The sequence below is a fragment of the Microvirga rosea genome (assembly GCF_020595095.1).
GTDB lineage: Bacteria > Pseudomonadota > Alphaproteobacteria > Rhizobiales > Beijerinckiaceae > Microvirga > Microvirga rosea.
This window is the reverse complement of record NZ_JAJDOP010000001.1, coordinates 762993-776276: the sequence shown is the minus strand read 5'-3', so window position 1 is coordinate 776276 and position 13284 is coordinate 762993. Positions and strand designations below refer to the sequence as shown.

9 protein-coding genes are annotated in these 13284 nt (G+C 62.3%); all 9 read left to right on the top strand.

Features of this window, described 5'->3' with window-relative positions; translation table 11 throughout:
* Nucleotides 1–109 precede the first annotated feature (109 nt).
* The 9 genes from LJD17_RS03665 to LJD17_RS03625 all read left to right on the top strand — a co-directional run bounded on the left by LJD17_RS03665 (nt 110) and on the right by LJD17_RS03625 (nt 13248).
* Entirely contained in the window at nt 110–628 is a 519-nt protein-coding gene (locus LJD17_RS03665; protein WP_227382775.1) for a chemotaxis protein CheW, read from the top strand.
* Nucleotides 628–2109, top strand: a complete 1482-nt coding sequence (locus LJD17_RS03660) for a CheR family methyltransferase (protein ID WP_227382774.1) — start codon at nt 628–630, stop codon at nt 2107–2109. Before LJD17_RS03665 ends, LJD17_RS03660 begins: the two co-directional genes overlap by 1 nt.
* 1 nt (nt 2110) lies before the next feature.
* The gene (locus LJD17_RS03655; protein WP_227382773.1) at nt 2111–2704 is read left to right on the top strand and encodes a chemotaxis protein CheW; all 594 of its coding nucleotides are present in this window, start codon (nt 2111–2113) and stop codon (nt 2702–2704) included.
* A gap of 1 nt (nt 2705) precedes the next feature.
* Nucleotides 2706–4382, top strand: a complete 1677-nt coding sequence (locus LJD17_RS03650; RefSeq protein ID WP_227382772.1) for a methyl-accepting chemotaxis protein — start codon at nt 2706–2708, stop codon at nt 4380–4382.
* A 26-nt stretch (nt 4383–4408) separates the two neighbouring features.
* Entirely contained in the window at nt 4409–6640 is a 2232-nt protein-coding gene (locus tag LJD17_RS03645) for a hybrid sensor histidine kinase/response regulator (protein ID WP_227382771.1), read from the top strand.
* Entirely contained in the window at nt 6637–7713 is a 1077-nt protein-coding gene (cheB, locus tag LJD17_RS03640; protein WP_227382770.1) for a chemotaxis-specific protein-glutamate methyltransferase CheB, read from the top strand. The genes LJD17_RS03645 and cheB overlap by 4 nt, the downstream gene beginning before the upstream one ends.
* Nucleotides 7710–9449 carry a response regulator gene (locus LJD17_RS03635; RefSeq protein WP_227382769.1) on the top strand — a complete coding sequence of 580 codons (1740 nt, stop codon included), beginning with the start codon at nt 7710–7712 and terminating at the stop codon, nt 9447–9449. The genes cheB and LJD17_RS03635 overlap by 4 nt, the downstream gene beginning before the upstream one ends.
* A complete protein-coding gene (locus tag LJD17_RS03630; RefSeq protein WP_227382768.1) occupies nt 9446–11359 on the top strand; it encodes a response regulator in 1914 nt (637 codons plus the stop codon). Before LJD17_RS03635 ends, LJD17_RS03630 begins: the two co-directional genes overlap by 4 nt.
* A gap of 287 nt (nt 11360–11646) precedes the next feature.
* Nucleotides 11647–13248 (top strand): ABC transporter substrate-binding protein, encoded by a 1602-nt coding sequence (locus tag LJD17_RS03625; RefSeq protein ID WP_227382767.1) that lies wholly within the window; start codon nt 11647–11649, stop codon nt 13246–13248.
* The last annotated feature ends 36 nt before the right edge of the window (nt 13249–13284 follow it).

Sequence of the window (13284 nt, the reverse complement as noted above, 5' to 3'; positions counted from 1 at the left end):
ATCGCGCCCGCAAGGGCTTTGCAGCGGGCAGGGTCTGGCCCATATACGGGCCTAGACCCACCGTTCCCGCCATTGAATTTCCAAGCCATTGAAGTTCCAGGTCACAGCCATGCCGGGCCTCCAGATCATTCTTTTCAACGTCTGCGGCGTGGAATGCGCGCTGCGGCGTGATGCCGTCCGGGGACTTCTGCCGCTTCCGCATTTGTGGCGGCCGCCGAGCCTGCCTCGGCCGGTGGCCGGGTTCTTCAACCTGGGCGGAGCTGCGGTTCCGGTCCTCCGGTTGGATGTCCTTTTCAACCTGTCTCAAGAAACGGACGAGCATGAGGCTTCCCTTGAGGGCCGCCTCTACCGGCACCTCATTCTGATCGAAGGCCTGACCGCCGATCGACCGACCGCCCTGCTCGTCGATCGCGTTCAGGACGTTCAGGACATCGTCCCGTCACGGCAGTCCCCGGTTCAGGAAGACGGATCCCTCAACGGCTGCGTGGAGGCGGAAATCGACCTCGACGGCAAGCTCGTCCACCTTCTTTCCTCTTCCCGCATTCTCATGGCCGAGGAACAGCAAGCGCTCGCCGAGTTGAACCGTGAGGCGGAAAACCGCCTCGGTGCCTGGTCGGTCGAGGCCTGATGGCCGGAAAGGTTGCTCCTTCCTTTCAGCTGGATGCCGGCTTTTCTCAGTTGAAAAGCCAGATCGTCGAGCGCACGGGGCATTTCTATTACCAGGACAAGGACGATCTGCTCTGGGAACGTGTGCGCAAACGCCTCCGGATAACCGGATGCCGCGACACGAACCAATATCTGGAGCGCCTGAACGATCCTGTTCTCGGACCGACGGAGTGGGCCCGCCTCGAATCGGACATCACGATCGGCGAGACATTCTTCTTCCGCTATGCGGAGCAGTTTGCAGCCCTGCGGGAAAGGATCCTGCCCGACATCATCGCCCGAAGAGCAGGAGAGCGGCGCCTGCGTATCTGGAGCGCCGGGTGCGCCACGGGAGCCGAACCCTATTCCATCGCGATCCTTTTGAAGCAGCTGCTCGGAGATGAGCTCGCGAACTGGCGCATCAGCATCATCGGCTCCGACATCAACGACGCATTTCTGGATACCGCACGCCGCGCGGTGTTCGGCCGCTGGGCTCTCCGGACTCTCTCGGCAGAGGAGACGAGTGCCCTCTTCGAGCCCGCCGAAGCCAAGGATCAGTGGCGCTTGAAAAAGGAGTACCGCACGCAGGTCCGCTTCGAACGGCATAATCTTCTGAGCCTGATCGACGGAACGTCTCCACTGCAATTCACCGACTTCGATCTGGTCCTATGCCGGAACGTGCTGATCTACTTTCATCCGACCATGGTCGTTCGCATCGTTCAGGCACTCAGCCAGACGATGCGCGACGAGGGCTGGATGCTGCTCGGGCATGCGGAACCCAACCCGGCTTTCGCGGACTTCCTGAAATTGATCAATCTGCCCGGCACGGTCGCTTACCGGCGGAGCCTGGAAGGCGACGTGACTGCGCAGACCAATATTCTGGCCGGGAATTTGCCTGCGCGGGCGCCACCGGTTCTCCAGATGCCGGCACATCGCGTGGCAAGATCCCCGGGAGGTCCCCCGGAAGCCCAACGGTCTTCGCGACCGGCTCGGCCCCTCTCGCCTCCTCTCTCGCCCCCTCCCGAGCCGCAGCCCGGTTCGCTGCCCCAGCGGCCGGATTCCCTTCTGGCCGAGGTCAGGGCCTTGGCCGATGCGGGCCGTTTCCGGACAGCCGAAGAGCTGTGCCGAAGGGCGCTCCTGTCCCAGCCCTTGAATCCGGTCCTGCATTATTATGAAGGCTTGATTGCCCAGGCGGTGAAAAATCCCGCAGGGGCCGAGAAGGCCTTCCGTCGAAGCATCTATCTCGATAAGAGCTTTGCCATGGCACATTACCACCTCGGACTTCTGCTCCTGGCAGACGGGCGATACGGAACAGGCCGGCGCTCCCTGGCCAATGCTGCCCGCATCGCGGCCGGGATGCCCGACGAGGCCGTGCTCGACGAGGCTGACGGGCTAACCGCCCATGAGCTGCAGGGGCTTGTCCGCCTCCACCTCAGGGCAGCGCCCCCATCCATTGGGGAGAACTGACGTGGCCAAGACAGCCCGACGAAAGCTGAGGCAGATCAGCCGCTCCGGTGCACTTTCCGCAGAGGAGAGAGCCCGGCGGATCCTGGACGAACGAACGCAGGCGCTGGCGGCCCGGTCCGGATCGGGGCCATCCCCCTCTGCGGATGTCGAGAGGGTCCTGATCTGCACGATCGGTCGGGAACATTATGGGATCCCAATCGACGCCGTCGCCGAGGTGCTCCCGTTTCAGGAATGCCTTCCGCTGCCGGAGGGTCCGCCGGCCCTGGTGGGCCTCTTCGGACGAAGTGGCCAGCTCGTCAGCGTGGTCGATCTCGGGAGAGCTTTAGGCTTGGCGGCCCCCTCGGAGGACGGGGGCCGGCACTTGGTGCTTCTGCGCCGATCCTCTCCGAGGATAGCCCTTCGGGTCGACCGTGCCGAGGGCGTGGAAACCGTGACGCGCATCGTTCACGAGGAGAACGGCGGGTTCCGCAAGGAAGCCGTGACGGGCTACGCGGAATCCTCGACCGATATTGCCGATCAGGAAAGAATCCTATCTCTTCTCGATCTGGATCGCCTCCTGCGCCCCTTCCTGTCCTCTTCCGCTTCTGGAGCTTAACGTGACGATCTCGATTGCGAATCGCATCCTCCTCGGTTTCGCCCTCATTGTCGCGCTGATGGTCGGCCTGGGGGCCTACACGATCAGCCAGCTTGATGACGTTCGCAACTCCACGGAGACGATCGTCGGGCGTGATCTTCTGCTCATGCGGCAGATCGAGGCGGTCGCCAATCAGCAGAATGAGATGCGCGCTTTGCGGGAGGAAGCCTTGTCGCGCTTCTACCTGCGTTCGCTAGGCCAGCAGCAAAGCACTTATGAGAGTGTCATCGCCGAGTGGACTCAGCGCGCCAGCACGACAGAGACATCCCTGTCTCAAGCCTTGGCAAGCGTGAACAGTTTTCAAGCGCAGTCCGTCTCCGCTCAAAGAGCGGAGGCCTGGCGCCGTATCAGCGAATTGCTGACGAGCGCGGGCGTGAAGCTGCGCCAGCTGAGAACCGAGTCGGAGCGGCAGTTCGCAGCCATTCAGAACAACGATCTTGCCGCCGTCATGGCGTCCCAGGCCAATCTCAATACATCCCGGAGCGACTGGGGCCGAACCCTTGACGACGTCCGCGGCATTCTGGGCGAGGCGATCGCCATAGGGCAGCGCCGGGTGGCCGACGTATATGATCAAAGCAGATTGTCGATCATCCTGGCTTTGGGAGGCGTCGCGCTTTTGAGCCTCCTGATCACCTACGGTCTTCGCGCCTCCATCGCCAATCCGTTGAACGCGTTCATGCAGTTCGTGGAGCGGGTTGGACGGGGGGATCTCGGAGGGCAGACGGCCACGACAGGCAAGGATGAAATCGGCCGCCTCGGCGAGACCCTGAACGGAATGGTCGAAGGCCTCAGGCAGCTGGCCAAGCAGAGCAGGGAGGCGACGGAAAACCTCAATGCGGCGGCGGCGGAAATCCGTGCTTCCACTCAGGAACAGGCCGCCAGCGTCGAGGAGCAACTGGCGGCCGTCCAGGAAACGGCTGCGACCGTGGACGAGATCACCCATGCGGGGGCTCAGATCGGCAAACGGGCCCAGGAGGTCATCGCCTCCGCTCAGGCGACCGCTCAAACCAGCATTGCCGGCCTTCAGGCTGTCGACGATACGGCGCTGGCCATGGATGCCATCCGCGAGCAGGCGGAGGCGGTGGCCGAAAACATCGTCGCTTTGAGCGAGAAGACCCAGGCGGTCGGAGAGATCATTTCGTCGGTGAACGACATTTCCGAGAGAACCCACCTGCTGGCCCTGAACGCAGCCATCGAGGCCGCCGCCGCCGGAGAAAACGGCCGCAGCTTTGCGGTCGTGGCATCCGAGATGAAAGTTCTGGCGGATCAGGCGAAGGACGCAACGGGGCAGGTCCGCTCCATTCTCGGCGACATTCAGCGGGGCATCAATGCCTCCGTGATGCTGACGGAAGAAGCCGTGAAGCGGGTCGGTGCCGGCAAGGAGCGTACGGACATGACGCAGCAGACCATCACCGAGATCTCCAGCCGCGTGCAGGAAAGCGTGCAGACCTTCCAGCAGATCGTGGCTTCCACCAATCAGCAGCAGCTCGGCATCGAGCAGGTGATGGGGGCTCTCCAGAACATCCGGCAGGCCAGCCAGCAAACGGCAGCCGGCACGCGCCAGCTCGACACGGCGGCCGCCAACCTGTCCGATCTGTCGCAACAGCTTCTCACGTTGGCCGACCGATATCGCGTGTAGTTAAAACGGTTCTGGAAGCACAGCCCGTGACGGATATCCGCAAACAACTGCTTGCCGCGTTTGACGTCGAACACCGGGAGCATCTGCACGCGATCCGGAACGCTCTCGATGGCGTCGAGCGTGGGGCGGCCATCGAGATGGCCGATGTCTTCCGCCGCGCACATTCCTTGAAAGGAGCGGCGCGGGCAGTCGATCTCCCGGCGGTCGAGGAGGTTGCGCACCAGCTCGAAGCCTTGTTTTCCAGGATTTTGGAGGAGCACCAGACTCTCGACAGAGACACGATCGGCGCTGTCCGGGTCAATCTCGATACCATTGAGGATCTTGTGGCGGAGGCTGCCAATCCGTCGGCCGGCGCCTCATCACGGACAAAAGCGCCCTCCCCTCCAGCGGCGGCGCCAGAAAGCCTTCCTGCCTCCGGAGAGGAGCCGAAAACGGCCGTCACGGAGAAAATCGACCCAGTCTCGGATTCTGGAACCGGCGCCTATCTTCGCGTGGCGGCCGAACAGGTCGAAGAGCTCGCGGCTTCCATGCATCAACTGCTGTCGGAGCTACAAGCCGACGAGACGATGGCGGAGGCGCTCCGCCAGATCGAGCTCGACGTGCGCGGCCTGAGACGCAGCTGGGATGTCATGCACAGCCAGATCGTCTCAGGAGGTTCGGGAGCTTCCAAGCCTGGGGGCGCGGCACGGACCGTTTCGCCGCGACTGAGAGATTTCGATCAGGATCTGAAAAGCCTTTTTCGCAAATTGTCGGCTTTGTCGCGCGATCACAAGCTGTCGACCTGGACGACGGATCAGGCCGCGCGCCGGGTGCGCGAGAACATCGAGCGGGTTTCGCTCGTTTCCGCGGAGACGGTTTTCGGGACATTCGGTCACTGGGTCCGCGAGATCGCCCGAGAGGAAGGCCGTGAGGTCACCGTCCGGACCGTCGGCCTCGAGATTCAGGCCGACCGCCAGGTGCTGCAGGCGCTTAAAGACCCGATCATGCACCTGTTGCGCAACGCCATCAGCCATGGGGCCGAGGACGAGGCCGTGCGGGTCCGAAAAGGGAAATCGAAGCGGACGGAGATCACCCTGGAGCTTGCCTCCCATGGCGGCCGCCTTGCCATCAGCGTCCGCGACGACGGCCGCGGGCCGGATCTTCAAAAGATCGAGCAGGTCGCCATCGACCGGGGACTGCTCCAGCCGCGCACGGAGAACGACCCGGCTCCCATGATGGACCAGCTGCTGTCGCTGGTCTTTTCTCCCGGGTTCTCAACGGCCGGCGCGGTCGACCGCCTTTCCGGACGCGGCATGGGCCTTTCGGTCGTGGCCGAAGCCGTTCGCAAGCTGCACGGCTCCGTTCTGCTGCGCCCTCGGTATCCTTGGGGGACGGAAATTCTCCTGTCCGTTCCTTTCACGGCTGCGCGCCAACCTCTCTTGCTGGTCGAGGCAGAAGGCCGCACGTTCGGATTGCCCGCCCATGGCGTGGAGCGCCTGCTTCGGCTGAAGACACAATCCCTGGAAAGCGTCGAGGGACGTCCGACCGTACGGATCGATCTCAGGGGGCAGGACGTTATTGTTCCTGTTGTCGCTCTTGCCGCACTGACAGGATCACCGAATGCGCCCATTCCTATCGAAGACGGACATGCGAAGGCCGTACTCCTCCGGCATGGTGCCCGCTATTGCGCGCTTGCGGTGAATGCCTTTCACGACGTTCGCACGATGCTGGTGAGTGAAGTGCAAGCGATCGGCCTCGGTGACATGGTGTCGGGAACGGCGCTTCTCGAAGACGAGATGCCCGCTCTGGTTCTCAGCCCCGAGCTGCTGGTCGATTATTGGATCCGCAACGAAAGCCGGCTGGCCGCCGGTGGCCTCGGATTGGCGGAAGGAGATTTACCGGCGGAGCGCGGCGCAACGGTTCTGGTCGTCGATGATTCGATTACCACGCGGACGCTGGAGAAGAGCATTCTCGAAGCGCAGGGTTACCACGTTCTCCTCAGCGTCGACGGGATCGACGCCCTTCATGTGCTAAGGTCTGGCGATGCCATCGTCGACCTCGTGGTCGCCGACGTGGAAATGCCCCGCATGGATGGTTTCAGCCTCCTTCAGGCGATCAAGAACGATCCGCGGCTTTCGGCGCTTCCCGTCATTCTGATGACGTCGCGGGCAGACCCCGCCGATATCCGTCGCGGTCTCGATCTCGGCGCGAGCGCCTATATCACCAAGCAGAAGTTCGACCAGCGCGAACTTCTGGCAACCATAGGGCAGCTCTTATGACGTCCTCTGCGCAATCGCGCGTCCGCGTGATGGTGGTCGAGGACTCGCTCGTGATCCGCCAGCTTCTCGCTCACATCATCGCGCGCGACCCCCGCCTGATTCTCGCAGCAGCGGTCGGTTCCGCGGAAGAGGCCTTGCAGGAGATCGGTCGTGTTCAACCGGACGTGATCTCCATGGACATCCGCCTGCCGGGCATGGATGGCCTGGAGGCGACCCGCCGGATCATGTCGGAACGTCCGACGCCGATCGTGGTCATTGCCGGAAGCGTGGAGGATGCGGCTCTCAAGATATCGATGAATGCCCTGCGGGCCGGCGCGTTGTCGGTGGTTGAAAAGCCGGTCGGCGTCACGAGCGCCGGGTATGACGGCATCGCCGAGACGATTTGCACACAGCTGTATATCATGAGCCAGGTCCCTGTCGTGCGGCGGCGCTCCTTCGCCTGGCAGCCCACGACATCGGCCCGCCCGGCCTGGCAGGAGGAGGCCCGGAATTCAGGCATTCGGCCGACGATTCTTGGAATCGCGGCATCCACGGGTGGGCCGCCGGCCCTCGCCAAGATTCTCGCGGCTCTCCCGGGGGATTTTCCTCTCCCCATTCTTCTTGTCCAGCATATGGGCGCACCCTTCATGGAGGGTTTTGCATCCTGGCTGGATGGACTGATCGCCCTTGAAGCCCGTTTGGCACGGGATCAGGAAATCCCTGTTGCCGGCAAGGTGTATGTCGCTCCGGGGGATCGTCACCTGCTCCTTTCCCCGGCCGGCACCTTGCGCTTGAGTGCCGCGCCTCCCATCGCCGGTCAAAGACCTTCTGCGACGCTGATGTTCGAATCCATGGCCGAGACTGCCGGAGCGAAAGGATTGGGCATTCTCCTGACGGGCATGGGGGAGGACGGAGCGAAAGGCCTGACGGCACTCCGCAAAGCCGGAGGCTATACGGTTGCGGAAGACGAGAGCACTGCGGTCGTCTATGGAATGCCCGCGGCGGCGGTCCGCATGGGCGGGGCGCGCGTCAGCCTGCCTCTCGATCTGATCGCACCGCGTCTCCTGCGCCTTGCCAAGGGAGAAGCGGAATGAGCGTCAGCCCTGCGGCTCCTGCGGCCCGCATTCTCCTGGTTGAAGATTCGGAGACTCAGGCGCTTCAGCTTCGGCACATGCTGGAAACGAACGGCTTCTCGGTCGACTGGCAAGCCACGGCGGAAGCCGCGCTCGACAGCCTGAACACGGGCCTTCCCGATCTTGTGATCGCCGATTACCACCTGCCGGGAATGAACGGGGACGAGCTGTCTCGCCAGATGCGGCTGAACGTCCGGACACGGGCCATCCCGGTCATCATGCTGACTGAAGCCCGGGAGCGGGCCGTTGAGCGGCAGGGCCTGGAAAGCGGCGCTGACGTCTACATCTCCAAGTCGGCCGAGCAGGATCTAATCATTCTGCGGATCAAGGCACTTCTGCGGCGCCGGTCGACACCCGATGTCCAGGACGGTCGGGAAGGGCCGAGCTTCAGCGCCTTCCGGCGTGCGCGTCTCATCGTCGTGGACGACAGCCTGACCCAGCGCACTTATCTTCAGGATCTTCTCAGCCGTGAAGGGTATGAGGTCACACTGGCGGCGGAGCCGGCCGAAGCCATCGGGTTCGTCGGCACCCTCGGTGCCTCGTGGGACTGCGTCCTGGTCAACATTCTCAGCCCGCGCTTTGATGGAATCGAGCTTTGCCGCCAGCTGAATGCCTACCGCGGCCTTGCCCCGCTTCCAGGGATGGAGCTTCCGAGCTTTTCCATCGTCGGCCTGGGCAACGAGGACGGCGGCGACCTGCTGGCGCGGGCTTTCGCCGTCGGCGCCGATGATGTGGTGCCTGCCGCAGCGGAACCAGATGTCATGCGGGTCCGTATTCGCGCTCTGGTGCGCCGCAAACTTCTGCAGGATGAGAATTGGCGCATTGAAACAGAGCTGCGCGAGCGTGAGCTCGCCCTGGAGCGCGTACGGGCCGAGGCCGCATCGGCAGAAGCCAGGGCATCCCTTGCGGGCGCTCTCGCGAAGGCGAATTTCGAACTCGAACAGGCGAACCATCGCCTGAGAGAAACGCAGGCCAAACTCGTCCAGGCGGCCAAAATGGCGTCGCTTGGCGAACTGGTCGCCGGCATTGCCCACGAGATCAACAATCCTCTGGCGTTCATCATGGCGCATCAGGGAACGGTTCAGCGGCTTCTCAACGACATTGCCGCGAAGGTTCCCCCCGAGCTTGGCTTGGAACGCTCCCTTGCCAAAACTCTCGAGCGCGTGGACGCCATGAAGCTCGGGCTCGGACGAATCCAAGAGCTGGTCTTGAACCTTCGGCGGTTTTCCCGCCTCGACGAGGGCGGTTTCCAGACTGTCAATGTGAAGGAGTCCATCGAAACCGTGCTCGCCCTGCTGGGCCATAAGCTCGGAACGCGGATCGATGTCAGGCGCCATTATCACGGAGTGCCTGACCTCTACTGCTCGCCCGCCTTGCTCAACCAGGTTGTCATGAACATTATCGGCAATGCGGCTGACGCGATCGCCGGAACCGGCGCGATCGATATTGAAACATCCAGCGACGAGACAACCTATACCATCCAGATCAGCGACAATGGGCCGGGAATACCGCCGGACATGCGGGAGCGCATTTTCGAACCGTTTTTCACGACCAAGCCGGTTGGGGCGGGCACTGGACTCGGCCTTGCAATCGCCTATAGCGTTGTCGAGGCTCACAAGGGAACGATTGCGGTTGACGAAGGCCCACTCGGCGGGGCCCGTTTCATCATCACGATCCCAAGGCAGAGTGTTCAATGATCGCGCCGCACGAGACGTCTTCGAAGCTTGGCACGATTCTGGTCGTTGATGACGAGCCGGACATTCTCGTTGCGATCGAGGACCTGTTCGAGAGTGATTACCGGGTCCTGACCTCATCCTCTCCCACAAAGGCATTGGACATCCTTCGGGGCGAGCCTGACATTTCCGTGATCATCTCCGATCAGCGCATGCCGGAAATGCAAGGAGACGAGTTCCTGGCGAAGGCCCGGATCCACAGCGATGCGGAAGCCATTCTGCTGACGGGCTATGCGGATCTCAAAGCCGTGATCGGTGCGGTGAACAGAGGCCGCATCATGGCGTACGCGCCCAAGCCCTGGGACCCGGCGGCGCTCTCGGGAATGGTCGCCTCGGCCACGGAGCGCCATCGCCTGACCAGGGAGCTGAATACGGAGCGAGCGTTGCTTCGGGGGCTCATGGAGAGCATCGGCGATCAGATCTCCTTCAAGGATCTGGAGGGCCGCTTCATCCGTCTCAACAGCATCAAGGCCGCGAGCCTGCAGCTGAGCGTGGAGGAATGCCTCGGCCGCAAGGAAAGAGATCTCGTTCCGCCCGAGCAGGCCGCTGCCGTCCTCGAAGCGGAACGTCGCGCAATCGCAGTTAAGGGTCCTGTTGAGGTTATTGAAGAACGGCATGCTGGCGATGGGAACTCCCAATGGTTCTTCGTCACGCAAATTCCCATTCCCGACCACTCCGGCCACGTGACCTCCATAGCGACCATCGAACGCGACATAACGGAGCGTAAGATGATGGAGACGCGTCTGCGCCAGGCGGATAAGATGCAGGCGCTCGGGACCCTGGCCGGCGGTGTCGCCCACGACTTCAACAACCTGCTCATGGCCGTTCTCGGCAGCCTGGATTTGGCCTCGCGGAGGGCTCCTGACGATCCACGCCTGAACCGGCTCCTGAAGAATGCGATTTATGCGGCCGAACGGGGGGCGTCCCTCACCCAGCGGCTCCTGAGCTTCAGCCGTCAGCGTGACCTCCGGCTGCAGACTGTCGACGTCAACCGTGTCATTGCCGACATGAACGATCTTCTGCTGCGGACTCTCGGCGGCGTGATCCGGATCGAGAAGGATCTTGCGGAAAACCTATGGCTGGCGATGGTCGACCCGGACCAGCTCGAGCTTGCGGTCCTGAATCTTTGCATCAATGCCCGCGACGCCATGTCGGAGAATGGCGTCCTGACGCTGTCGACCAGAAATCAGGTTGTCGTAGCGAACCAAGTGCCAGACCTTGATCCTGGCGAATATGTCGTGGTTTCCGTCGCCGATACGGGCAGCGGCATTCCTCCCGATATCCTGAACCGGGTCCTGGAGCCTTTCTTCACCACGAAAGAAGTCGGAAAGGGAACAGGGCTCGGGCTTCCGATGGCCTATGGGCTTGCCCGGCAATCGGGGGGCACCGTCACGATCGACAGTACCGTCGGGGCCGGAACGGTGGTCGAGCTCTATCTGTCCCGCACGGCGGCGTTTGTGTCCGATGCGGGCCAGGAGGAGGCTGTCGTGACCTCTCCCGGTCAGCGGGTCAGGATCCTGCTCGTCGATGACGACCCGGACGTGAGAGCCGTGACGGCCGCTTACCTGAGCGATATGGGCCACCGGGTGGTCGAGGCGTCCGATGGGGCGGCCGGTCTCGATATCCTGCGCGCGGACGACCAGATCGATCTCCTGATCGCCGATTTCGCCATGCCGGGCATGACCGGTCTGGACCTGGCGCTCCAGGCCCGCGAGCATAACCCCTCCCTGGGCGTTCTCCTCGTGACCGGCTATGCGGATCCCGAACGAGTCCCGGAAGGATATCCGATGCTGCACAAGCCCTTCAATCGAGGGGAGCTTGCCGCACGGGTCCGGGACGCCATCGAGAACCAGAACCCCTCTCCGGACGCCTGATCGGCGGGTCTGCCGGGAGGTCGTTTTCACCCGTCCGGGCGATGCGTGGGGGTTTGTTGCCGCTGGCCGCTGGTTGGCTCTTACGCCTCATTTGGGCCCGTTATCCAACAAAGTCGCGCAAATTTGACGGATTTTACGACCTTTTCGTGCGCTTTCGGCGCTGAAATGGTATATTTTTTCCAAAAGCTCTGAATCCGGGGAGGGACAGATTGACATTGAACGTTGTTCACACCTTAACTCTGTCGCGGAACGGCCATAATCCAGAGCCGTCTCAGAGGACTTTCATAATGAAGAAATCAGCTCTTCTTGCAGCTGTCTGCGTGCCGGCTTTCCTGGCGGCCGCGCCGCTGTCGGCCAAAACGCTCGTGTACTGCTCCGAAGGCAGCCCGGAGAATTTCTATCCCGGCGTCAACACCACCGGTACTTCGTTTGATGCCAGCACCCAGATCTACAGCCGCATCGTTGAGTTTGAGCGCGGCGGCACGAAGGTTATGCCCGGCCTCGCCGAGAAGTGGGACATTTCGCCAGACGGCCTTACCTATACGTTCCACCTCCGCAAGGGCGTGAAGTGGCACACCAACAACAAGAACTTCAAGCCGACCCGTGACATGAACGCCGACGACATCGTGTTCATGTTCGAGCGTCAGTGGAAGCAGGACAATCCTTACTTCAAGGTCACGAGCCCGAACCACTCCTATTTCGACGATATGGGCATGCCCAAGCTGCTCAAGTCCGTCGAGAAGGTGGACGACTACACCGTCAAGGTGACCTTGAACCAGCCCGAGGCCCCCTTCCTGGCCGATCTCGCGATGGAATTCGCGGCTGTTCAGTCCAAGGAATATGCCGACGCCATGCTGAAGGCCGGCACCCCTGAGAAGATCGACCAGGAGCCGATCGGCACCGGTCCGTTCTATCTGGTCCAGTACCAGAAGGATGCCATCATCCGCTACAAGGCCTTCCCGGAGTACTTCGCCGGCAAGGCGGCCCTCGACGATCTCGTCTTCTCGATCACCCCGGACGCTTCCGTGCGCTGGGCGAAGCTCCAGAAGGGCGAGTGCCATGTCATGCCGTACCCGAACCCGGCTGACCTGCAGGCGATGGAAAAGGATCCCAATGTCTCGATCCTGTCGCAAGCCGGTCTGAACATCGGCTACATGGCCTATAACACCACCAAGAAGCCCTTCGATGATCTGAAGGTCCGCAAGGCCATGAATATGGCCATCAACAAGAAGGCCATCGTCGAGGCAGTGTTCCTCGGCAGCGGCATTCCGGCCAAGAACCCGATCCCGCCGTCCATGTGGTCGTACAACGACACGATCAAGGACGAGCCTTATGATCCGGAAGCGGCGAAGAAGCTCCTGGCCGAAGCCGGTCATCCGAACGGTTTCGAGACCGACCTCTGGGCCATGCCGGTTCAGCGCCCCTACAACCCGAATGCGAAGCGCATTGCCGAGCTGATGCAGGCCGATCTCGCCAAGGTGGGCGTGAAGGCTGAAATCAAGAGCTTCGAGTGGGGTGAATACCGCAAGCGCATGCAGGCGGGCGAGCACCAGATGGGCATGCTGGGCTGGACGGGCGACAACGGCGATCCGGACAACTTCCTGCACACGCTGCTCGGCTGCGCCTCGGCTAAGGGCAACGGCTCCAACGTCGCGAAGTTCTGCTACCAGCCCTTCGACGATCTGGTGACGAAGGCGAAGGTCACGACGGATGTCGCCGAGCGCACGAAGCTCTATGAGCAGGCGCAGGTGATCTTCAAGGAGCAGGCTCCCTGGTTCACGATCGCACATGCGGTCCAGCTGAAGCCCGTTCGCAAGGAAGTCGTCGACTTCAAGCTCTCTCCCTTCGGTCGTCACACCTTCTACGGCGTCGACATCAAGGGCAAGTAAGCTTCCCCATTCCACCTCTGGCGGAGCGGCTGAAAC